General features: G+C 45.3%; 17 protein-coding genes, 1 tRNA gene and 2 pseudogenes. 6 read left to right on the forward strand and 14 right to left on the reverse strand.

The genetic code is table 11. The features are described from left to right. Nucleotides 1–76 precede the first annotated feature (76 nt). Genes OC443_RS03480 through OC443_RS03490 form a run of 3 tightly spaced genes read left to right on the forward strand, consistent with a single transcriptional unit; the run spans nucleotide 77 to nucleotide 2134 of the window. The gene (locus OC443_RS03480) at nucleotides 77–319 is read left to right on the forward strand and encodes a helix-turn-helix transcriptional regulator (RefSeq protein WP_073586600.1); all 243 of its coding nucleotides are present in this window, start codon (nucleotides 77–79) and stop codon (nucleotides 317–319) included. Further along, on the forward strand, nucleotides 312–578 hold the full coding sequence (locus tag OC443_RS03485; RefSeq protein WP_234976481.1) for a hypothetical protein: 267 nt from the start codon (nucleotides 312–314) through the stop codon (nucleotides 576–578). The genes OC443_RS03480 and OC443_RS03485 overlap by 8 nt, the downstream gene beginning before the upstream one ends. Next, on the forward strand, nucleotides 575–2134 hold the full coding sequence (locus OC443_RS03490; RefSeq protein WP_073586599.1) for a replication endonuclease: 1560 nt from the start codon (nucleotides 575–577) through the stop codon (nucleotides 2132–2134). The genes OC443_RS03485 and OC443_RS03490 overlap by 4 nt, the downstream gene beginning before the upstream one ends. A 209-nt stretch (nucleotides 2135–2343) precedes the next feature. On the opposite strand, the gene OC443_RS03495 is transcribed toward OC443_RS03490, so the two are convergent. Next, entirely contained in the window at nucleotides 2344–6474 is a 4131-nt protein-coding gene (locus tag OC443_RS03495; RefSeq protein ID WP_262021638.1) for an alpha/beta hydrolase, read from the reverse strand. 16 nt (nucleotides 6475–6490) lie between these two features. Continuing rightward, nucleotides 6491–6640, reverse strand: coding sequence for a helix-turn-helix domain-containing protein (locus OC443_RS03500; RefSeq protein ID WP_073580321.1), 150 nt, complete (start codon nucleotides 6638–6640; stop codon nucleotides 6491–6493). A gap of 560 nt (nucleotides 6641–7200) precedes the next feature. On the opposite strand from OC443_RS03500, the gene OC443_RS03505 reads away from it, so the two are divergent. Next, nucleotides 7201–7401 carry a hypothetical protein gene (locus OC443_RS03505; RefSeq protein ID WP_073580319.1) on the forward strand — a complete coding sequence of 67 codons (201 nt, stop codon included), beginning with the start codon at nucleotides 7201–7203 and terminating at the stop codon, nucleotides 7399–7401. Nucleotides 7402–8264: 863 nt separating this feature from the next. On the opposite strand, the gene OC443_RS03510 is transcribed toward OC443_RS03505, so the two are convergent. Continuing rightward, nucleotides 8265–8341, reverse strand: a tRNA-Ile gene (locus OC443_RS03510). Nucleotides 8342–8505: 164 nt separating this feature from the next. Continuing rightward, a complete protein-coding gene (gene hutG, locus OC443_RS03515) occupies nucleotides 8506–9300 on the reverse strand; it encodes an N-formylglutamate deformylase (RefSeq protein WP_073580317.1) in 795 nt (264 codons plus the stop codon). 88 nt (nucleotides 9301–9388) lie between these two features. Here hutG and OC443_RS03520 point away from each other — a divergent pair, with 88 nt between their 5' ends. After that, nucleotides 9389–10756 carry a formimidoylglutamate deiminase gene (locus OC443_RS03520; RefSeq protein ID WP_073580315.1) on the forward strand — a complete coding sequence of 456 codons (1368 nt, stop codon included), beginning with the start codon at nucleotides 9389–9391 and terminating at the stop codon, nucleotides 10754–10756. Here OC443_RS03520 and hutC read toward each other — a convergent pair. From hutC to rpsU, 9 genes and pseudogenes are all read right to left on the reverse strand, one after another. Further along, complete coding sequence (gene hutC / locus OC443_RS03525) at nucleotides 10742–11485, reverse strand: histidine utilization repressor (RefSeq protein ID WP_073580313.1); 744 nt, start codon at nucleotides 11483–11485, stop codon at nucleotides 10742–10744. The two genes, OC443_RS03520 and hutC, sit on opposite strands and share 15 nt — an antisense overlap. A gap of 129 nt (nucleotides 11486–11614) precedes the next feature. Continuing rightward, entirely contained in the window at nucleotides 11615–13147 is a 1533-nt protein-coding gene (gene hutH / locus OC443_RS03530) for a histidine ammonia-lyase (protein WP_073580311.1), read from the reverse strand. A gap of 11 nt (nucleotides 13148–13158) precedes the next feature. Next, nucleotides 13159–14856, reverse strand: a complete 1698-nt coding sequence (gene hutU, locus OC443_RS03535; RefSeq protein ID WP_073580309.1) for a urocanate hydratase — start codon at nucleotides 14854–14856, stop codon at nucleotides 13159–13161. A gap of 15 nt (nucleotides 14857–14871) precedes the next feature. Beyond that, complete coding sequence (hutI, locus tag OC443_RS03540) at nucleotides 14872–16131, reverse strand: imidazolonepropionase (RefSeq protein WP_073580307.1); 1260 nt, start codon at nucleotides 16129–16131, stop codon at nucleotides 14872–14874. A 142-nt stretch (nucleotides 16132–16273) separates the two neighbouring features. Then, the gene (rpoD, locus tag OC443_RS03545) at nucleotides 16274–18184 is read right to left on the reverse strand and encodes an RNA polymerase sigma factor RpoD (RefSeq protein ID WP_073580305.1); all 1911 of its coding nucleotides are present in this window, start codon (nucleotides 18182–18184) and stop codon (nucleotides 16274–16276) included. A 98-nt stretch (nucleotides 18185–18282) separates the two neighbouring features. Then, a pseudogene (gene dnaG, locus OC443_RS26350) lies at nucleotides 18283–18702 on the reverse strand (DNA primase); the annotation flags it as partial. 122 nt (nucleotides 18703–18824) lie between these two features. Next, nucleotides 18825–20052: pseudogene (dnaG, locus tag OC443_RS03550) on the reverse strand (DNA primase); the annotation flags it as partial. An 80-nt stretch (nucleotides 20053–20132) separates the two neighbouring features. Next, nucleotides 20133–20576, reverse strand: a complete 444-nt coding sequence (locus tag OC443_RS03555) for a GatB/YqeY domain-containing protein (protein WP_073580301.1) — start codon at nucleotides 20574–20576, stop codon at nucleotides 20133–20135. A gap of 26 nt (nucleotides 20577–20602) precedes the next feature. Continuing rightward, nucleotides 20603–20818, reverse strand: coding sequence for a 30S ribosomal protein S21 (gene rpsU, locus OC443_RS03560; protein ID WP_001145625.1), 216 nt, complete (start codon nucleotides 20816–20818; stop codon nucleotides 20603–20605). Between the two features lie 225 nt (nucleotides 20819–21043). Here rpsU and tsaD point away from each other — a divergent pair, with 225 nt between their 5' ends. Further along, entirely contained in the window at nucleotides 21044–22063 is a 1020-nt protein-coding gene (gene tsaD, locus OC443_RS03565; protein ID WP_073580299.1) for a tRNA (adenosine(37)-N6)-threonylcarbamoyltransferase complex transferase subunit TsaD, read from the forward strand. 36 nt (nucleotides 22064–22099) lie between these two features. Here the strand turns inward: tsaD and plsY are convergent, their stop codons facing one another. Further along, nucleotides 22100–22699: a glycerol-3-phosphate 1-O-acyltransferase PlsY gene (gene plsY / locus OC443_RS03570; RefSeq protein ID WP_073580297.1), complete on the reverse strand. Its 600-nt coding sequence runs from the start codon at nucleotides 22697–22699 to the stop codon at nucleotides 22100–22102. Nucleotides 22700–22781: the final 82 nt, after the last annotated feature.

A 22781-nucleotide genomic window follows, 5' to 3' on the forward strand; every position in this document is an offset into this window, starting at 1 on the left:
GCTGGACGCACGGTTATCTGCACGTGCAGATTGCGCATGTTTTTATATCTCTCAATGAACAAACGGAGATAAAAACATGACACAAGCCACCATTGAAAAACGCGCCTACACAGAGCAGGAAACCGCCGCTTATATCGGCATGAGCCGTTCCTTTTTACGTCAGGCCAGAATGGAAGGGCACCGGGGTAACCGCACGGTTGCGCCACCTTTTATTAAAATCGGGCGTGCCGTTCGCTACCTCAAAGAAGACTTAGATCAGTGGTTAAACAATCACACCAAGCTGGATCACCTGTCTCAGGAGGTGGCTTACTATGCCTGAGTTCTCTATTCCTTCTCTCACCTCAGAACAGAAAAAGTTACTGCAATGGATGCACACCGGGCGGACGTTTAAAGTCTGTTCGGACTATGGGCCGATGAAAGGCGACGTTCAACCAAAATCCCGGCTGCCTGTCCGGGTGTTTTCCGGCACGGTGGATAAGCTCTATCAGGCCGGGTTGATTACCTTCGCCCCGGTGAACTTCTTCGGTCTGCGTTGGGATGAATTTTCCCTCACCGCAAGAGGGAGAAATGCTCTATGAATCCGGTCAGTTTTTCACAGGTCGATTGGGATGATAAAGCCTTTGTTCAGCAAAGGCTTTGTTGCTTTCCGCCGGAAATTCAGCGTTTATTGCTGCGTGAGTATTTCGCCAAACCGACCAAGTTTGAACGCAATACTTTTTTACGCCTCACAACAGAGCAGTTAGCCGATAAGCTGTCTGTTTCCTTTAAGCAGCTTGAGCTGAACCTCAGTGAAGATGATTTACGCGCCAAAGCCAAACATCTGGCTAAATCAGTGTTTGCCCTGCGTCGGCAATTTCTTGATGATGAATTTTCCCTTGAACCGGTGCGTGGTTTTATTCGTCAGCAGGGCGTGATGCCGGTTGAGGGGTATTCTCTGGCCGGGGAAATGGGGCGCTATTGCGATCATAAATGGTGGTTACGAAAACTGAGAAAATCTCAGCGGCGTAATATTGAAACAGTGTTGCACCATCTGAATCAGGTCAACAAGCGAACCAGCCTGTATTGTTCGAAACTCACCTTGCAGGCCAGAATACGCCAGAAAGCCTATCAGCATGAATATCTGTCCAACACTTTTGCCGTGAATAATCTGGGACAGCGTTTTTCATTGCTGGAACTGTCACAAAAAGGTGTCGCTGACCCGAAAATCAGAAAAGGTGAATTGATGCTTCGGGCAAGAGGTTTTGAAGAATTAGCGCAGGATTCCGGCCATGAAGCCGCCTTTCTCACCATCACCTGTCCGTCAAAGTATCACCGCAGTTATTCCAAATCCGGCGATATCAATCCCAAATGGCAGGGCTTCACCCCGTTAGACGGGCAAGCCTATCTCAATAACCTGTGGCAGTTAATCCGGGCGAAACTCAGCCGCCTGAATATCCGCTTCTATGGTTTCCGGGTGGCAGAGCCACAACATGACGGTACACCGCACTGGCATTTATTGCTGTTTGTTGAAAAACATCTCTATCAGCCCATGGTTGAGGTGATGCGTGATTATGCGATGCGGGAAGACAGCGACGAGTCCGGCGCAGATAAACACCGCTTTACTGAAGTCAAAATCGACCCGGCCAAAGGTTCAGCCACTGGCTATATCGCGAAATACATTTCCAAGAATATCGACGGGAGTGATTTAGACACTGGCATTTATGGCGAAGACCCGCAGGAAGCCGCCGCCAGAGTCGATGCATGGGCGGCCTGTTGGGGGATTCGCCAGTTTCAGCAACTGGGCGGCTGCTCTGTGACTGTATGGCGCGAACTGAGACGCTTGAAAGACATCACAGGGCTGTCAGACAAGCCCAAAGCAATTATTGAAGCGGCTGACCAAGGCGACTGGAAAACCTTTACCGTGCAGATGGGCGGCGTGTTCTGTGAGCGTAAAGCACAGGTGTTTAAGCCTTACTATGAGCTATCCATTGATAAAGACACCGGAGCGGTGAAAACCAGCCCCTATTGTGAGAATGAACTCACCAGAGCGTTAAAAGGCGTGATTACCGCAGGGCGGGAATTGATTACCCGGATTTTTGAATGGCGTCTTGAGGCAAAGCAAGCGGCATCTTTTTACTTGGAGTTCTGTGAATAAGTGTATTTTGAGGTAGAAATAGGTAACTCGAAAATGCCCCATTATCATTTTTCTATGGAATAACTGATTTTTCGTCAAAGGCGAATTCGGATTAGTTCTGGTTAAGATGACGCAAAATCCATATATATCAGAGTTAATGTTTGGGGGTTCTTCAGCTCAAAAATTAACTGACTCGACAAAGTGATCTTTTATTGATATTGAATTCTCGGCTACCACTCAAACCTCTCATTGCTCTCTGAATCACGTTCTCCTTCTCTTTTGTATTCACTAGCAATGTATACTTCCCATTGAGCTTTTTTAGCAACCCCCAATTTTGATATATCTTCGTTAGTTGAATCTATTAATGGTTGAAATAAAGGTAAACGAGACTCAAGTATCTTCGCTCTTGAACCAGACCACCCATTTGGGCTGAAACTCGTGAGATATTCATCTAGAACTTTAACTGGTTCGGGGCATATGTTTAATAGTTCTATAGCTAGTGGAGTCCATTCAATTAATTTTTCTTTTGATTGATATGGCGTAATTATAGATGCGAGCAGATGGTAACTATCTTTGCCATTACTTTTACACCAATCTAGCGTACTCTTGTTATCAATTTTAGAGAATGGGCTTACTTTCTTATCAAGCCTACCTTTTATTACATTTCTTATCTGAGGTTCTATTTCTTTATTTTTACCTATAAATACTTTAAGGGCTAAAATAGGATGTAATTGAATAATGGTGGACATAAATTCTGGGAAATCATATCTGCCGATAATATGAGTCAAAATTTTCGCTTTAATTGCTTCTAGAACAGTTAAAGCATACTCTTCATTTGTACCAGCAGAAAAGCAGACATTGGCAATTTGGGTTAAACTATAATCGCTGCCACCGGAAGGCTCTTTTTCTTCTGAGTAATTGAATGATGCTAAAAGTGATGCTGATTTCTCTTTAAGCAAATCTGAAACAACATAGTGTTGGTTTTGCTTTAGCCCATGAAAGCGCATTGATAGTATTTTTATGGCAACTGCTTGGCCGTCTTTTTGTTTCCAAATTAAATCTAACATTTCACATAGCTGATCGTCGGCTATTGGTTCGTGACTGCGACCATATGCTAAGTTTTTATACATCCAAACTGGAGATGTGTTTTCTTTTAATACTTTAAGTATTCGAGCAATTGCATCTTGGTCGATAACGTAACTCAGTTGGACTAATATAAAGTATTTCTTGAGTTCAGGGTGTTTCATGAATTCATCTAAGAAAGTATTGGTGAGGTTGATATTAACTTTCGAGAGGTGCTTAATTTGACCACATAAGAAGTTAATGTTTCGTTCTGTCTCAGGAATTTTTTCTAATGTAGAAATAGTCAAAGCTAATAACTCTTCGTTATTATGCGTTCCTTCTGCACAGCCTTCTCCAAATTCAAATAAGTTAGAGCTAGAACCACTGTATGATAGAAGTTCAGTCAACATAGATTGAAGTAACTCACTATCAGTATTTGCTACTTTAACCCCCAAATCTATAGAGTACTGCTGTCCTTTTTTATAACCATGCTCAATTAAAACACCATCCTCATCGTATTCTTCTAAATCATGAAATTTCCATTTATCAGCCAATACATACATGTTTATATCGTCTAATAAGGACTTAGGTGATAATTGGTTTGCGATTGATTGCAACCTCTGTATTTCCGTTTCTGTGGAAGTTTTGCAATCCCATTTTAAAATATCATGAATGGCAGAAAAGCCATCAGCCCACATTCCTAAAGTACTTATATTTATACAAGTACTTTCAATTAAATTTCTTAAGTTATTTTGTTGCCACAAGCTACGTAGGTTTTTGCTTAGTAATTTTTTGGCTCGCTCTGAGTGAGGAGTTTTATTAGTAATAAATTCAGATGTATATTCAATGAACAACTGATACCAGTCTGCAACATCTTGGTTGGTTTTTGGTCTATAACCAAAGTCTCTTGGGTTTGCACCAAAATCAAAGGCATGGCTTGAGGAAAAGTGCCAAGCTTCTAGAGATGAGTCTAAAAGTTCAAAAGCTAGTTCTACACTATGCTCGGTTGCGGTAGAAATTAAATTCTTTATAACATCTAAACGCTGCTCCTTGGTTGCATGAGTTCCAGATAAATAAAGTTGAAACAATGACTTTAAAATATCTTTGATAGAGTTGTAATTTTCAGCTTTATCTTCTGATAGAGTGAATTGGCATAACAATTTTGCACATATATCAAAATATTGTTCATCATAAGCAATAGACCTGATAAGCCTTGTTATTTCTGTAAATTGCTTATTTTTTCTTGTACAAAATTCAGGCTGTTTAGCTAAGGTTTCAATGTGAAATAAAACTTCTTTAGCTGAAATAGGAGCTATATTAGTGAGCAATATCCAAGCAAGTTCACTTTTTCCTTCGGCGTATAGTTTATGTAACAATCCATTTTCATTTAACCAATCATTAACGATGATTTTGGCTTCTTCACATTTTGGTAAGTAGCCTAATCTCCTTGAAAAGGATTTTAGTAACCGTTCATCTGTTGATTCCTTAAAGTTATCAGAAATAACAACTGTACTTATATTTTCTAACGCATACTTTGCTAACCTATTCGCAATTGGGTGCGGTAAAACAGCCATCCATTTACTTCGTTGCTGAACTAAATTTCGACGCTTTAGCTCTTTAGCTGATTCATAAATATCTTTTGATGGAATTTTTGATAGGTTACTGAGAAAAGTAATATCATCACTATAAATCTTCTCACTGTTAATTTGGAATGAATAAACTAGTGAAAGGTATTGAGCGGCTGTTTCAAGTGACTTTTCACTAGCATGACGTTGGTAAAATAGCCTTTTAAATAGTTCTTCATCCCTTAAACTTGAGATGTTTTCGTTTTTACCTATTGTTTCAGCCAAAGCCAAAGCTATTTTTGAGTTACCACATGAAAATTCACTAATTGTTCTAGAGTTTTGCTGACCTAGATGCTGATATCTAGCGTTAAGTATTTTTTCTATAAGCTCGATTGAAGATGGTTCTAAAGAGAATACTTCAGTTTGCTCAGGTTGGTCTTCTCTTAAATCATATTCTACAGTCAGTAAATTGGTGTTGCTGTTTTCAGTGCTGCATAAGGTTGTAAGAGATCTATGTAGGTCAGGCGGGCAGTTATCTATTATTAAAATTGCTTTCCGACCTTCGCCAGCGATTTTTTCAGCCAAAGCTTGAGGTGTTGGTTTTGGAGAGTTTGCCATATCAGTATAAAATACAGCCTTGTGGGGCAAAGGGTTTTCACCAATGCGCTCATCAAATAAGGCTTGCACGAACCTAGTTTTTCCAACACCAGATAAACCAATAAGTCTAATAGACGCTTTTCTTTCTAATAACTTATTTCTAATAAGGTTTAAGCCGTCTAAACCTTTAAGTCCTCCATTATTGCTTGAAGATGAATCAAGCAATCTAACCTGTTCATCAACGAAATATTCACCGGATGTTCCATGGGGGCAATGTGCCCAGTTATTATATCCTTCCCATGAGTTTGTATCGTTATAAAACCTAGAGCTTATCCATAGCTCATGAAATTCTCTTTTTTTTTGAGATAAAAAGCCTTTTATGTGCTTGTAAATCTCGTCATTTTTATCATTTGGCTTGCATATATTTTCATGACTAACTGAAATAGGGATAGCTCTAACACCTGTTATTCCTGGATCGGCACTGTCAGGTTTAACAACGGTGACAATACCGTACATTTTTTCAGTTTCTGTTAGAACAAGATGTCTTATTTCTTTGCGCTGACACCAATCTCGATACCAAGTATTCAGCTCTCTTAAGTTAGGGTCATTTCTGCTTAAAGATGCAGCAACAATAGAAGGTTGTTGAAATGTAAGACACCTCAACAGGCCTTTGGCTAAAATATTATGGCCATGATTCGCAATATCTGCGCCAAGGTGAGGTGTTCCTAAAAAGGCTACGCCAGAAACTCTGCCCAAAAATTGTTGTACTTCGACTCTATTAGTTTGATCATTAGCTATTCTAAGTATCTGCTTTGTGATTAACCCTCCAAGACTATGGCAAACAAATATTATTTCTCCTTCGGATAATTCGGGGACTTTTAATATGTGCTCAAATATATTTACAGCGAGATCTGGTATGCCCATTCCTGAGCTATCAAATTTAAGCTTGGGAGCGTCATACTCCACTGTCCATATATTTAGGTCACAATTATCTTCAGCTAACCAAATTGGCCAAGCTTCATCTTTAGAGCCTTTTTTAAGCCAGGTGCCATTTGCGTCTCCTCCTAATCCATGTAGAAAAATGACATGAATATCTTTTATCTCATCAGAATCTGACTTAAGTACTATTTTAGCCACTGTTTTTCTCTTCAATTCATTGTTCAATATTTACAGGCTTAAAACGCCAGCCCTCACCGACTTTAAAGCCTAGGAGTTTACGTTCGCTAGCTAATCGGTAAGCCGTTTTTTCATTGAGTTTTAAATAGATCGCCAACTCTTGAATAGTGAATATATCGTCAGCCATTCACAATGCCCCCTAAACTTAGTCTAATTCTAACATATGAATTAATTGAGGAATTAGAAAGGTAAGAAAAATTAGCAGACCACCCACCGAAAGAAAAAACGATCAAACTCTAACCAACTTGCATTCACAATACTTTGCCTAATGCAAATGCAAGCAATTACCAAGAGTCATGAAAATGATTTTTGTCCAGATCCTATTTACAAAGCAAACAGACTCCCAACACATCACCCCATATACAACAATTGACACTTAACATCATCAAAGATATCCTAGCCACTCACCAGTAACATGAGGTGACGGGTTTGGTACCCCGCGTTTACGGTTTTCACACGGCATATAAATGCCAGCTTTTTGCTGGATTTTTTATATGTGTTTTCGCACATCTTGATTTTTATTTGTCTACTATTTAGACAGGTTGAACGAATTATGGTGGGCTGGACAATGGGCGCATTTGCGCGCCGCGTCCGTGTGAGCGGTAGTACCAACCTTGTTCAGTTCACCACCCATTCTTGGTACCTCTGGGTGGTGATTCCCATTTTATTTTTCACACGGAGGCACTTATGCCTGCAACAATTGCTTACGACCCAAGCCTTTCACAGAGAGCCCGTGAATATCTGATTCAGATTGAGGATTATCTGCGTAAGATGAATCCCTCAGATCATGATTTTCACGAGGTGCTGCTTTATATGAATAAGTTAATCACGATTCAGGACTCAATCGGTAAAGTAGTCACTTCTGAGAAGGTCAGTATCAAACAATAAGATATTGTTCGAAACTAAGTTAAGTCAGAGCCACTTAGTTTCGTGGCTCTTTTTGTAGACGGGCCATATCCGCAATCCCGATTCCCAATGATTGACCATCCAACGGTTCAGATAAGCAATCCGGTAGTCAATCAAGTGGTATCGCCAGCCCAAAAACAAGCCATATCAAATGCAATATTGATAGTCCCGATTCTTAATCATTTACAATCCAAGCCGTTCAGATAAGCAATCCGGTAGTCAATCAAATGGTATCGGAACCCCAAAACCAAGCCATATTAAGTGCAATATTGATAAATCCCGATTCCCAATTATTTACAATCCAAGCCGTTCAGATATGGAATTCGATAGTCAATTAAGTGGTATCGAAACCCAAAACCAAGCCATATTAAGCGCAATATTGATAATCCCGATTCCTAATCATTCACAATCCAAGCCACTTAGATATGGAATCCGGATATGTAATCAAACCATCTCGCTGCTACATATTTGCTACACAGAAGTGCTTTCATGGAACCCATCTTCAATGAGCTTATCTGTTTCGGTGGTTTGGATTCATACCGGTATGGGAAATAAGCTGATTATCCGGGTGTATCTGGTGGAGCAAACATACAAGGGCATGGATGCCCTTGTCTAAGCGCACAAGGAGGTCTTGAGCGGTTTGCGGAACCAGATATATCCGGATTAGCAAATGAGCCAGTTTAATGAATACAGGTTTTTTGTCATTGAATCGCGGGATAGCGCAGGGGAGTTTTTCAGTATTCTGGCGGGCTGTTGCTATAAATAATTTTGCTATAAATCTGCTATAAATAAAAAACCAAAGAAAAAGGGGTTAGGTAAAAAATTACCTAACCCCTTGAAATATATGGTGGGCCTTCCGGGACTCGAACCCAGGACCTGCCGATTATGAGTCGGATGCTCTAACCAACTGAGCTAAAGGCCCCCACTGAGGGGCATGATTATATGGGATTGACCAGGTGCTGTCCACCCTCTATTGACGTTAAATCTGCTTGTATTTTATTCACTTAAATCCATTTTTCAGGAATTTGATTTGTTTTGATGGTTTTATGCCCAATCTCAGGTGTGACAAGCGCTGCCTGAGGTTTATCAGCTGCCGGATTCTGCGCTTTTGGTGTATTGGCTGATGATGGTTTTCAGCACCGGGATTAGCTGTGCGGCTTTCTCTTCACGCCAGTTGAATGGTGGTGTTTCTTCCATATAGTTACATTGTGCCAGTTCGAGCTGAATTGCGTGCCAGCCCTGCTCCGGACGGCCATACGCGCGGGTGATGTAACCGCCTTTAAACCGGCCATTGAGCACCCAGCTGAAGGTGTCTTGATTCTGACAAACGGCTTCCACGGCCTTTTGTAGTGCCGGTGCACAGCTTTGCTCCTGATTGGTGCCGATATTCAGGTCCGGTAGCTGGCCATCGAATAAACGGGGAATATTGGATGCGATAGAGTGGGCATCAAACAACAGGGCGTAGCCGAATTTTTCTTTTATGTGGGTCAGTGTATCCTGAATTTTCATGTGATAAGGCTGCCAGATATTAGTCAGGTAAGCGGCTCTGTCATCATTGGATGGCGCGTTGCCTGCGCTGAATATCGGGGTGCCATCAAACAGCGTCTGAGGAAATAACCCTGTGGTGGCCGTTGTATACAGCGGTTGATCATCTGCCGGACGGTTGAGATCAATCACAAAACGGGAATAATTTGCAATCAACACATGTGCACCGGTCTGGCGGGCGAACTCATAAAGCTTTGGTACATGCCAGTCGGTATCAGGGAGAGATTTTGCAGTTTCAGACAGCCCGGCTTCAACTGCCGGTGTTAAGTGTATACCGGCATGAGGGATGCTGATAAGCAGCGGGCTGGTTCCCGGATAGTATTGAAATGCTTCCATACTTTATTTCCTCTGTGAGTTCAGGTTTACGCTGGTTGAATGTTGTAGTATATATATGTATATACAATCTATCAGGGAAGAGTCAATAATGAAACGTTTTTTATGCACACACGCTTTGCTGAGTGATGGCTGGCAGTCTGATGTCTTGATTGAGGTTGATGCTCAGGGTGTGATTGCATCGGTGCAATATGGGGTTCGTGATGTGCCGGAGAAGACGGAACGGTTGTCCGGTTTGGTGCTGCCTTCAATGGTTAACCTGCATTCTCATGCTTTCCAGCGGGCAATGGCTGGTCTGGCAGAAGTAGCGGGTGACCCGCAGGACAGTTTCTGGACCTGGCGTGAACAGATGTATCATCTGGTGAGCCACCTCTCTCCTGAACAGGTTGGCGTGATTGCAGCCTATTTGTATATCGATATGCTGAAAGGCGGTTATACGCAGGTCGCGGAATTCAATTATCTGCATCATGATAAAGACGGTAAAGCTTATCAGCAGGATGAGATGGCAATTCATCTGATCAATGCGGCCGGGGATGCCGGTATCGGGCAAACGTTATTGCCGGTTTTATATCGTTACAGTGGCTTTGGCGGACAGGCGGCACAGCCGCTGCAACAACGCTTTATTCAGGATACAGAGGCTTATCTGTCCCGGTTTGCTGAGCTGCAACAGCATATTTCAGGGAAAGCACTGCATCATGCCGGGATTTGCTTCCACTCACTGCGGGCGGTCAGCCCGGCTCAGATTGAGCAGGTTTTGTCTCATACACCGACTGATTTACCGGTTCATATTCATATTGCTGAGCAGATGAAAGAAGTGAATGATTGCATTAGCTGGAGCGGGCAGCGTCCTGTGGAATGGTTGTATGATCATGCGGCGGTCGATTTCCGCTGGTGCCTGGTGCATGCGACACATCTCACTGAGCAGGAAGTGGCTTCGGTTGCTGCCAGTCAGGCCGTTGTGGGAATTTGTACCACGACAGAGGCGAACCTTGGTGACGGGATTTTTCCCGCAGTTGATTACATGCAGCAGGGTGGCCGCTGGGGTGTCGGGTCAGACAGCCATGTGTCTGTGAGTGCAATGGAAGAGCTGCGTTGGCTGGAATATGGGCAAAGGTTGCGGGATCAGCGCCGTAACCGGCTGGTAGATCCTGCAACCGGATCGGTTGGCGATATGCTTTGGCAACAGGCGGCTGCTGGTGGCTCACAGGCTTGTGGTGTGAAACTGGGAACACTGGCCGTTGGGCAACGGGCGGACTGGCTGGTGGTGGAGCAGAATGAATGGCTGGAGAATCTGCCGTCATCTTTATGGCTGAACCGCTGGCTGTTTAGTGGTCACAGCCAGATGATCCGGGATGTGTATGTTGCGGGAAAACAGGTCATCGAACAGGGACATCATCCGCTTGAGTCAACGATCTGCCAGCAATTTTCTCAGGTAATGAAAGCGTTAAAAATTGCCTAACAACTTATAACGGGAACCCGGGTAAAGCAGTTTCGCGTAAGTGACTACCTGTTTGTCACTCCAGGTCTGGCGGCGAATCAGCAGGCAAGGCTCGTAGTCGTCTATATCGAGATAATTCCTTTGCCGCGGGTCTGCCATCACGGCTTCAACAATATGTTCACCGGAAGTGAGTGGCGCAATATTCATCAGATAGGTGTATGGCGTCTGATTCTGGTAGTCCTGCTGAAGGTAATCCGGCGCCATTGCCGGGTTAACCCAGCGTTCTTCGAGTTGTACCGGGACATCGTTTTCGTAATGAATGATGTGAGAGTAGTACAGTTCATGACCGGTTTTCAGATTAAAAATAGCCGCCTGTTCCGGATCGGCTTTTACACTCGATAAGTTGATGATTTTACTGGTGTGGTTATGGCCGCGCTGGGTGATTTCTTCTGCGATATTATGCACTTCCAGCATCGGGGTTGCGCCTTTCTGTTTGGCAACAAACGTACCGACACCCTGCATCCGGAACAGATAGCCTTCTGTAGTGAGTTCCCGGAGTGCCCGGTTAATCGTCATCCTGCTGGCACCTAAGGCTTTAACCAGTTCACTTTCTGAAGGCACCCGATCATTTTCCTGCCATTGCCCGGCAGAAATCTGCGCAATAATGGCTTGTTTCACCCGTTGATAAATTGGTGCCGGCGTGTCAGGAAGTGCTTCCGAGAGCCTTGAAGCAGCAGATTGTTCAACCATCCCTTTGATCCTGTGAATTATTAATCAGTGAATTGTGAGTTTGCGAATTTTCAGAGCCAGATAATCCCGGCCAGTGTAGCCGGGATTACGTATGAAGTATATATGCCGGTCCGGAACTTTCTCCGGACCTCACAGACTGGGCAGCAGGCTCTCAGGCATGAGACAATGATGTTTGGCAGAGGCCAACAAGTCATCGGCTGCAGCAATATCCGGTGCAAAGTAGCGATCTTTATCATAGAAGGGGACTTTCGCCCGCAACATGGCTTTTGCCTGCTCAAGCTTGTCGGATGTTTTCAGGGGAACTCTGAAATCCAGCCCCTGAGCCGCAGCAAGGTATTCAACGGCCAGAATACCACGGGTATTCTCCGCCATATCCTTGAGACGACGCGCTGCAAACGTTGCCATGGAGACATGATCTTCCTGATTGGCAGAGGTTGGCAGACTGTCAACGGAGCCTGGATGAGCCAGGGTTTTGTTCTCACTGGCAAGGGCTGCCGATGTGACCTGAGCAATCATAAAGCCGGAGTTAACCCCGCCATTATCAACCAGAAACGGCGGTAGTTTGCTCAGCGCACTGTCGATCAGAAGCGCCATCCGTCTTTCAGATAAGCTGCCAATTTCAGCAATCGCTAATGCCAGGTTATCTGCCGCCATTGCGACCGGTTCTGCGTGGAAGTTACCGCCGGAGATGATGTCGTCTTCTTCAGCAAAGACCAGCGGGTTGTCTGACACCGCGTTACTTTCTGTCAGCAGTGTATCTGCTGAATTCCGGATCTGTTGCAGGCAGGCACCCATAACCTGTGGTTGACAGCGCAATGAATATGGATCCTGCACTTTTTCACAGTTGATATGAGACTGGCTGATATCACTGTCGTCACCCAGCAGGTGGCGATATGCGGCGGCGGCATCAATCTGAGTCTGATGGCCGCGAACCTGATGGATTTTCGGATCAAACGGACGGCGGCTGCCTAGCGCCGCTTCAACGGACATCGCACCACACACGGTGGCAGAAGCGAACAGATCTTCAGCGTAGAACAAGCCTTCCAGCGCCAGTGCTGTGGAAGCCTGCGTGCCGTTCAGCAGTGCCAGCCCTTCTTTTGGTGCCAGTGTCACAGGAGATAAGCCGGCGATCGCCAGCGCCTGTTTACCGGAAATGACTTCATCCTGATGACGTGCCTGACCTTCACCAAGCAAAACGGTACTCATGTGTGCCAGTGGTGCGAGATCGCCGGAAGCACCGACAGAACCTTTTTGCGGAATACAAGGATAGATTTCATGGTTCAGCAGCGTGATTAAGGCTTCAATGACTTCGAGTCTGATACCTGAGAAACCACGGGCCAGACTGTTAATTTTCAGTACCATGATCAGACGAACGGTTTCATCCTGCATAAATTTGCCAATCCCGGCGGCATGCGACAACACGATACTACACTGAAGTGTTTCCAGATCTTCCGGCGCGATTTTTGTGTTCGCAAGCAGACCAAACCCCGTGTTGATGCCATAGACTGTTCGTTCTTCAGCAATGATTTTTTCAACAACCTGCGTGCTGGCATTGATGGCCTGATGTGCATCTTCAGCCAGTTTAACTTTTAAACCAGAGCGACTGACAAGACGAAGTTCCTTTAAAGTCATCCGGCCGGGGTTAATCGTAAGTACATCCATGAAATTTTTCCTTATCTTAGTTTTGCCAGTTCTGCATTCAGCATCGGTAGATCAAGTTTTTGCTCAGCGGCACATTGTTTTGCAATGTCGTAGCCGGCATCCGCATGACGCATCACGCCGGTTGCAGGGTCGTTGTGCAGAACCCGGTTAAGTCGTTCGCTGGCGTCATCACTTCCGTCACAGCAAATCACCATACCTGAATGTTGGGAGAATCCCATGCCGACGCCCCCACCGTGGTGAAGTGACACCCAGGTCGCTCCGCCAGCAGTATTCAGCAGCGCGTTGAGTAATGGCCAGTCTGAAACAGCATCAGATCCGTCAAGCATGCTTTCTGTTTCGCGGTTCGGGCTGGCCACTGAACCTGAGTCCAGATGGTCACGGCCAATCACAACGGGGGCTTTTAATTCACCATTTTTTACCATTTCATTGAACGCAAGGCCAAGGCGTTTACGATCTTTCAGGCCAACCCAGCAGATACGTGACGGCAGCCCCTGAAAATGAATTCGCTCGCGGGCCATGTCCAGCCAGTTATGCAGGTGCGGATCATCCGGGATCAGTTCTTTGACTTTTTGATCGGTTTTATAAATGTCTTCCGGATCACCTGACAGTGCTGCCCAGCGGAAAGGTCCGATACCTTCACAGAAAAGTGGACGAATATAAGCCGGGACAAATCCGGGGAAGTCGAAGGCATTTTGTACCCCTTCTTCAAAAGCCATTTGACGGATGTTATTGCCGTAGTCCAGAGTGGCGGCACCACGTTCCTGAAGGCTAAGCATCGCCTGAACATGAACAGCCATTGACGCTTTGGCAGCTTTGACGACCTGTTCTTCGTCGGTTTGACGCATTTCAGCCGCTTTTTCCATGCTCCAGCCAAGAGGCAGGTAGCCGTTCAGTGGGTCATGGGCAGAAGTCTGGTCGGTGACAACATCCGGGGTGATGTTGCGTTTCACCAGTTCAGGGAAGATATCCGCTGCATTGCCCAGCAGGCCGACAGAGATTGGCTGATCAGTTTCCTGAATCATTGCCAGTGCTTCATCCAGTGAGGTTGCCTTTTTATCCACATAGCCGGTTCTCAGGCGGTAATCGATCCGGGATTCGTCACACTCGACCGCCAGCATTGAGAAACCAGCCATCGTCGCAGCCAGTGTTTGCGCACCACCCATGCCGCCAAGGCCGCCGGTCAGAATCCAGCGACCTTTGGTTTGTCCTTCAAAATGTTTCTTTGCTACGGCAACAAATGTTTCATAAGTCCCCTGAACGATGCCCTGAGAACCGATATAAATCCATGAACCGGCCGTCATCTGGCCGTACATCATCAGACCTTCTTTATCCAGCTCGTTGAAGTGTTCCCAGTTGGCCCAGTGTGGGACCAGGTTTGAATTCGCAATCAGTACCCGTGGTGCATTTTTGTGAGTCTGAAAAACACCTACTGGTTTACCGGACTGAACCAGCAAGGTCTGGTCTTCTTCCAGACGGGTTAATACTTCTACAATTTTATCAAAGCATTCCCAATTACGGGCTGCACGGCCAATACCGCCGTATACAACCAGTGCATGCGGATGTTCTGCGACATCAGGATCAAGATTGTTCATTAACATTCGCAGCGGGGCTTCGGTCAGCCATGATTTAGCTGTTAGCTCCGTGCCGTGCGGGGCACGGATCGTTCTTGAAGTGTCGAGGCGGGTTCCCGCTTTAGGTGTTTGTGACATGTGAACTCCTTGTTTTTATTTTCCATCACCTGAGGTGGTGCTGATTGATGATAATGACGGTGAGGCATTTCCAGCGGAGAAGTTTCCACTGACTATCCGGCCGGCAACCCTCGGAATGCCGGTTTCATAGCTGAGATTTGCCGGATGAGAAATGTTCCATAAAGTCAGATCTGCATCCATTCCGGAGATAATCCGGCCTTTGGTGTCCTGCAGACCTAAGGCTTTTGCTGCATGGCAGGTGACGCCGCGAAGGGCTTCTTCCGGAGTCAGGCCGAACTGCGTACAGGCCATATTCATCATTAGTGTCAGATCACTGAATGGGGATGTGCCCGGATTGCAGTCGGTCGCGATTGCCATCGGTACCTGGTATTTTCTGAGTAACTCAACGGGGGGCTGTTGCGTCTCTTTCAGAAAGTAGAAGGCGCCGGGTAAGAGTGTGGCAACCGTGCCGGATTCTGATAAAGCCTGAACGCCGGTTTTATCAAGATATTCAATATGATCGGCTGACAGGCCCTGATATTGTGCTGTCAGTGCGGTTCCGCCAAGGTTGGATAATTGTTCTGTGTGGCCTTTGACTGCCAGATGGTGTCGTTGAGCACACTGATAGACTTTTTCCGTCTGATTCAGATTGAAACCAATTGACTCACAGAATACGTCAACAGCAGACGCTAGTTGCTGTTCTGCAACGGCCGGAATGATTTCATCACAGATATAATCAATATAGGCATCCGCTTTGTTTTTGTACTCAGGCGGGATTGCATGCGCTGCCAGTAAGGTGGTTTCGATATTGATTTGACGATGGTCTGCTAATTTTTTCGCAGCGCTGAGCATTTTCAGCTCATCGCTCAGTGTCAGTCCGTAGCCGGATTTGATTTCAGCGGTGGTCACGCCACTCTGAATTAATCCATCTAAACGGGGAAGTGCCAGCACAACCAGCTCTTCTTCAGATGCGTGACGGGTTGATGTCACCGTGGAAAGAATCCCGCCACCTTGTTGGGCGATTTCCTGATAACTTGCCCCTTTCTGACGCATTTCAAACTCGTGACTGCGATTACCGGCATAAATCAGATGCGTATGACAGTCAATCAACCCCGGTGTGATTAACATTTCAGCACAGTTGATCTCTTGTATACCGGCAGTGATTGCGAAAGGCTGGTCTGAAATCGTATCAATTTTTCCATCTTTGATGCCAATATACACAGGTTCGCTGACTTGATAGCCCGCATCTCCGGGCTGCATCGTGACTATTTTTGCATGAGAGAGGATCAGATCCATTATCGACTCAAATTTGATGTTAAATATACATGTATATACAAATAAGCCAAAACGAAGTTTTTGACAAGTCTTTTGTGATCAGAAGGCAAAAAAAAGGTGAGCTTAATGCTCACCTTTTGAAACAGAAAACAGAGATGATTGATTATTCATCCAGGAAACTACGCAGGGTTTCAGAGCGGCTTGGATGACGTAATTTGCGTAACGCTTTCGCTTCAATCTGACGAATACGTTCACGGGTAACGTCAAACTGTTTGCCGACTTCTTCCAGCGTGTGGTCCGTGTTCATATCGATACCAAAACGCATCCGCAGCACTTTTGCTTCACGCGGTGTCAAACCTGCAAGTACATCGCGGGTCGCGACTTTCAGGCTGGTTGATGTGGCAGAATCTATCGGAAGATCCAGCGTGGTATCTTCGATGAAATCACCCAGATGCGAATCTTCGTCATCACCAATTGGTGTTTCCATTGAGATTGGCTCTTTCGCAATCTTGAGCACTTTACGGATTTTGTCTTCCGGCATCATCATTCGTTCTGCCAGCTCTTCCGGAAGTGGCTCCCGGCCCATTTCCTGAAGCATTTGACGGGAAATCCGGTTCAGTTTGTTGATCGTTTCAATCATATGTACAGGGATACGGATTGTCCGTGCCTGATCCGCAATTGAGCGGGTGATTGCCTGACGAATCCACCATGTTGCATAAGTTGAGAACTTATAACCACGACGGTATTCGAACTTATCAACAGCCTTCATCAGACCGATGTTACCTTCCTGAATCAGATCCAGGAATTGCAATCCACGGTTGGTATATTTTTTCGCAATGGAAATAACCAGACGTAAGTTTGCTTCAACCATTTCTTTTTTCGCACGGCGGGCTTTTGCTTCACCGATAGACATTCTGCGGCTGATATCTTTGATGCGGTTTACAGTCAGTGAAGTTTCTTTTTCGATCGCTCTCAGTTTCTGAATCGAACGACGAATGTCTTCTTCACTGTTACGGATTTTATCCACATAAGGTTTATCTGAAGCCAGTGCTTCATCAAGCCATGCTTCATTGGATTCGTTACCGGTAAACAGAGAGATGAAGGTTTTCTTCGGCATTTTTCCGTATTCAACCACGTGCTTCATGATTAACCGTTCCTGTGTACGGACACGATCCATTGAGCCACGCAGCGTATCAACCAGATGATCAAACTGTTTTGGTGTCAGACGGAATTCACGGAAGACGTCGAGAACCAGTTCAGAGGCATCAGAAGCTTTTTGGTTGGCATCACCAAACTCGTTGACAGCCAGTTGGTAGTCCTGAAACTTGTTACGAAGCTCACTGAATTTTTCAAGAGCCAGCTCCGGATCGATACCAGATTCATCCTCTTCTTCTTCATCATCAGATGATTCGCCTTCGCGCTCTTCATCTTCTTCATCTTCATCTTTGTCATCATCACTGCTTTTGGCACTGGCATCGATGGGAATGTCTTCATCATCGAGGTCTGCACCAGTCAGTTCTGAGCCGATATGTGTTGCTGTAGGTGCCGCTGTTTCATCTGCGTCCGGATCGACAAATCCGGTAATCAGATCCGTCAGGCGAAGTTCTTCAGCCTGAACTTTGTCAAATTGCTCCAGGATGTATGGAATGGTTCCCGGATATTCTGCTACAGCGCTTTGAACCTGGTTGATACCTTCTTCAATGCGCTTTGCAATATCAATTTCCCCTTCACGGGTAAGAAGCTCAACAGTACCCATTTCCCGCATATACATACGGACAGGGTCTGTTGTACGACCGATTTCATTTTCAACACTTGATAAAGCCGCTGCGGCTGCTTCTGCGACATCTTCATCAGTGATATTAGCGTCGTCATTCAGAGCGAGATCATCGGCATCCGGTGCTGTTTCTACCACCTTGATACCCATGTCATTAATCATCTGAATAATGTCTTCTACCTGCTCCGAATCAACGATTTCTGCAGGTAGGTGGTCATTAACTTCAGCGTAGGTCAGATAACCTTGTTCTTTGCCTTTAAGAACAAGTTGTTTAAGCTGTGACTGCGGATTTTGATCCATAAACGGTATCCAACTTCATTTCTGGTGACGGAATTAGTATGCGAAATGCAAACCATGTATTATAACAAATTAATCATTTACTGGCTAATAAAATAGGGTTACGCTTTTAAATCTAGCATCAATGCCAGCAGCTCCCTCTTCTCATCGGCTGATAAACCGACGCTTCTTTCTTTTGCCTGCAGATTTTCAATTTGTTTTTCAACACACTGGGTAATTATTTTATCCAGTGAGTCTAAAAAAATTTCTTCTTGATTGTCTTCAACGAGAGGAATATCCCAGCTGGCAAGGCGCGAAAACATCGCTTCGTTTTGACTGCCCCGCCAATCTTCGAGTAACTGGCCTGTTGTTATATGAGGATAATTTCGGCATTTTTCAAGTACCTCCACTAATAAACTTAGTCCCGGAACGTCTAGTGTTTCTATGCTTGAAAGATCTGGTACTCTTTGAGCATAGTCGGGATTCTGCAGAAGCAAAGCAATAACTTCTCTCATTGGTGTTCGCTTCATTTCTTTTGGTGGCCTGAATTGCTGCTTTTGTTCCCCTGAAGATTGTTTATTCAGGTGACTTTGAACGGCTGTACTGCTCAGTCCTGTTCGCAGAGAGAGTTCTTCCCACAAATATAATTTTAATGCATTGTCCCGGACTGAATTAATCAGCGGTTCAGCCATGTGTACCACCCGGAAACGTCCTTCCCGGCTGCTGTTATCTACAATTCGCTCCATCAGACCATGAAAAAGAAAATCAGAAAATGGTGTCGCTTGCTGTAACTGCTGTTCAAACGCAGTGGTTCCATGTTGGCGAATATAAGAATCCGGATCTTCCTGATCTGGCAAAAACATGAATTTAAGCGTTTTGTTCCCATTCAAATAGGGAAGGGCATTTTCCAGTGCTCTCCATGCGGCTTGTCTGCCGGCATTATCTCCATCGTAACAACAAATAACGACGTTGGTTTGTCTGAACAGGATCTGCAGATGTTCACCAGTGGTTGATGTTCCCAGTGATGCGACGGAGTAATCGATGCCATACTGGGCCAGCGCCACAACATCCATATATCCTTCTGCCACCAGAATTTGCGGTGGTTCACGGTGACTTTGTAAAACCTCATATAAGCCGTAAAGTTCTTTGCCTTTATGAAATACAGGTGTTTCAGGTGAGTTCAGATACTTCGGTGTGCCGTCGCCAATCACCCGTCCGCCAAAGCCGATAACCCGTCCCCGCCGGTCTCTGATTGGAAACATCACCCGGCCCCGAAAGCGGTCATACCGCCGGCCATTGTCGTTTTCAATCAGCATCCCGGTTTCTGTCAGCATTTTTTCCCTATCTTGTGACTGCGCAAAATGCTTTCTGACCAGATCCCATTCATCGGCAATATAGCCGATACCGAATTTTTGGATGACTTCTTTGGAGAGTCCCCGGTCTTTTAAATAATCGATTGCGACTTTGCCGGAGCTTTTCTTTAGTTGCTGATAATAAAAAACTGCAATCTGTTCGAGTAATTCATACAGGCTGCGTTTTTGTTTTTGATTGGCTTGCGGACGTTGTTGCTGTCCCGGAGACATTGACGTTTGTTCTCTCGGAACATCTAATCCCATTGAAGAGGCGAGTTCTTCTATCGCTTCAACAAACTCAAGTCGTTCATACTCCATCATAAAATCGATGGCATTACCGTGAGCACCACAGCCAAAGCAATGATAGAACTGTTTTTCCTGACTTACGCTGAATGAGGGGGTTTTTTCATTGTGGAAAGGACAGCAGGCTGTGTAATTTTTTCCCTTTTTCTTTAGTTTGACGCGCGCATCAATCACGTCGACTATGTCCAGTCGTGCGAGAAGGTCGTTGATAAAGTTGCGGGGAATCAATCCAGCCATAGAACCTGGTTAGTTTATATGTCTATACAAAAAGCCGTGTATTCTAAGAATAACACGGCTTGAAATCGCAGGAGAGTGGGTTAAGCCAATTGACTCTTAACGAGACCGCTGACTTTACCCATGTCTGCACGACCCTGAATCTGTGGTTTCAGGACTGCCATCACTTTACCCATATCCTGCATGCCTGAAGCACCGGATTCAGTAATTGCGTTACTGACAAGCTGAGCCACTTCGTCATCAGTCAGAGGCTGAGGCATAAACTCTTTGAGAACGGTAATCTCATTGTTCTCTGCATCTGCTAAATCCTGACGACCGGCTGATTCATACTGCGCGGCAGAATCGCGACGTTGTTTAACCATTTTTGTCAGAACAACAACGATGTCTTCATCACTCAGTGTGATATGTTCATCGACTTCCCGTTGTTTAATTGCTGACAGGGCTAAACGAATTGTGCCAAGGCGCGGTTTGTCCTTGGCTTTCATCGCGAGTTTTTGCTCTTCTTTGAGTTGATCAATCAGAGCCATAACTCATTCCTTCTTATAAGGAGTGATTAGTACAAGCGAACGCGACGTGCGTTTTCACGAGCCAGCTTCTTAGCGTGACGCTTCTGAGCTGCTGCTTTAGCACGTTTGCGAACGGTTGTTGGTTTTTCATAGTGCTCACGACGACGCACTTCAGAAAGAATACCTGCTTTTTCGCAAGAGCGCTTAAAACGACGCAGAGCTACGTCAAATGGTTCGTTTTCACGTACTTTAACTACTGGCATATGCCTTTCACCTCGGGGGTTATTCGTTAAGGCTGGTGCTTCATTGACCGGAGTATCCCGGTTATTTACCAGCGCGATCAAAAATGGTGCGGAATTTTAATCTGAATGAAGTGACTTTGTAAAGTACTTTATGGGTGAAAGGATGAACAAAATTTGTTTGTCCGGACAAGGCAAGGTAACATGGCGCCACTTTTGATGTCGGGATAATGAAGCGTTCAATTAATTATGCGTGTATTAGGTATAGAAACTTCCTGCGACGAGACGGGTGTAGCAATTTATGATGATGAACAAGGGTTGCTTGCGCATCAGTTATATAGCCAGATAAAACTTCATGCTGATTATGGCGGGGTTGTGCCAGAACTGGCATCACGCGATCACGTAAAAAAGACGATTCCGCTCATTCAAAAGGCGATGTCTGATGCGAACTGTCGTCCGGAAGATATTGATGGTGTGGCTTATACGGCTGGTCCCGGACTTGTCGGAGCGCTGCTTGTCGGAGCGACTATCGGGAGAAGCCTGGCTTATGCCTGGGGCGTACCGGCAGTGCCTGTCCATCATATGGAAGGGCATCTTCTGGCTCCGATGCTTGAAGAGACACCGCCTGCGTTTCCGTTTATTGCGGTGCTTGTTTCGGGCGGTCATACCATGATGGTTGAAGTACACAAAATTGGTGACTACCGGATTTTAGGTGAATCAATTGATGATGCTGCCGGAGAGGCTTTTGATAAAACAGCAAAACTGATGGGGCTGGATTATCCCGGTGGCCCTTTGCTGGCAAAACTGGCTGAAAAAGGGACACCCGGACGCTTTCGCTTTCCCAGGCCGATGACAGATCGTCCGGGGCTCGATATGAGCTTTTCCGGGTTGAAGACATTTGCTGCCAATACAATTGCAGCTAATGGTAATGATGAGCAGACTCAGGCTGATATTGCTTATGCTTTTCAGGAAGCTGTTTGTGACACTTTGGTGATTAAGTGTAAGCGAGCCTTGCAGCAAAGCGGCTTGAAGAGAATTGTCATTGCGGGTGGGGTGAGTGCGAACCAAAGATTAAGGCATGATTTGGCAGAACTTGCCCGAAAAGTCGGCGGTGATGTGTACTATCCCCGGACAGAGTTTTGTACTGATAATGGTGCGATGATTGCCTATGCGGGAATGCAACGACTTAAGAATAAAGAGTTTTCAGATCTGAGTGTACAGGCAACACCACGCTGGCCGATTGATCAGTTAAACCCGGTTGATGGGTAACATATAAAGAAAAGCTATTCAGTAGAGCTGTCTGTTTCAGGATAGCTCTTTTTTTTCGCCGACTTTTGGCTCTGTGCCACTGAATAAGCGCTTTATATTGTGTTGGTGACGAAAAATGATCAGGCAACAGAGCATGGCTACCGGTAATGTATACTGCGGCTTAAACCACCATGTATACATCGGGGCCAGTAAAGCTGCTGTTAAAGCCGCTAAAGATGAATATCTGAAAAGCGCGATGGTAACCAGCCAGGTTCCCATAATGCATCCGGTCAAATCTAATCCGATGGGGGCGATTGCTCCTATCGCGGTTGCCACGCCTTTTCCCCCCTGAAAATGAAAGAATATCGGGTAAATATGTCCGAGACAGGCTGAAATTGCGATGACTCCCAGATAAAAAGGTTCGATACCGAGAAAGTAGCTTCCCCAGACAGGAATGGTGCCTTTTAGCATGTCACAAAGTAAGACAATACAGGCTGCCTTCTTCCCGCCAATCCTTAAAACATTTGTCGCTCCGGGGTTATTGGAGCCGGAGTTTCTGGGATCCGAAATTTTGAATATCCTGCATACAAGTACCGCACTCGATATTGAGCCCAGTAAATAAGCTACCATAATAATAAGAAGCGTTATCGGGGTCATATGTCCTTTGGGTCAGTCAATTTAAGATGGATGATACCGCGAGCCCTTAGAGCGGGGGCGGCTATTATGAGAAATTTATATT

This window comes from Vibrio quintilis (genome assembly GCF_024529975.1).
Classification (GTDB): Bacteria; Pseudomonadota; Gammaproteobacteria; order Enterobacterales; family Vibrionaceae; genus Vibrio; species Vibrio quintilis.

Coding starts and splice junctions, on each gene's coding strand:
- OC443_RS03480 (WP_073586600.1), top strand. CDS start 77: ATGACACAAGCCACCATTGAAAAACGCGCCTACACAGAGCAGGAAACC.
- OC443_RS03485 (WP_234976481.1), top strand. CDS start 312: ATGCCTGAGTTCTCTATTCCTTCTCTCACCTCAGAACAGAAAAAGTTA.
- OC443_RS03490 (WP_073586599.1), top strand. CDS start 575: ATGAATCCGGTCAGTTTTTCACAGGTCGATTGGGATGATAAAGCCTTT.
- OC443_RS03500 (WP_073580321.1), bottom strand. CDS start 6,640: ATGGCTGACGATATATTCACTATTCAAGAGTTGGCGATCTATTTAAAA.
- OC443_RS03505 (WP_073580319.1), top strand. CDS start 7,201: ATGCCTGCAACAATTGCTTACGACCCAAGCCTTTCACAGAGAGCCCGT.
- hutG (WP_073580317.1), bottom strand. CDS start 9,300: ATGGAAGCATTTCAATACTATCCGGGAACCAGCCCGCTGCTTATCAGC.
- OC443_RS03520 (WP_073580315.1), top strand. CDS start 9,389: ATGAAACGTTTTTTATGCACACACGCTTTGCTGAGTGATGGCTGGCAG.
- hutC (WP_073580313.1), bottom strand. CDS start 11,485: ATGGTTGAACAATCTGCTGCTTCAAGGCTCTCGGAAGCACTTCCTGAC.
- hutH (WP_073580311.1), bottom strand. CDS start 13,147: ATGGATGTACTTACGATTAACCCCGGCCGGATGACTTTAAAGGAACTT.
- hutU (WP_073580309.1), bottom strand. CDS start 14,856: ATGTCACAAACACCTAAAGCGGGAACCCGCCTCGACACTTCAAGAACG.
- hutI (WP_073580307.1), bottom strand. CDS start 16,131: ATGGATCTGATCCTCTCTCATGCAAAAATAGTCACGATGCAGCCCGGA.
- rpoD (WP_073580305.1), bottom strand. CDS start 18,184: ATGGATCAAAATCCGCAGTCACAGCTTAAACAACTTGTTCTTAAAGGC.
- OC443_RS03555 (WP_073580301.1), bottom strand. CDS start 20,576: ATGGCTCTGATTGATCAACTCAAAGAAGAGCAAAAACTCGCGATGAAA.
- rpsU (WP_001145625.1), bottom strand. CDS start 20,818: ATGCCAGTAGTTAAAGTACGTGAAAACGAACCATTTGACGTAGCTCTG.
- tsaD (WP_073580299.1), top strand. CDS start 21,044: ATGCGTGTATTAGGTATAGAAACTTCCTGCGACGAGACGGGTGTAGCA.
- plsY (WP_073580297.1), bottom strand. CDS start 22,699: ATGACCCCGATAACGCTTCTTATTATTATGGTAGCTTATTTACTGGGC.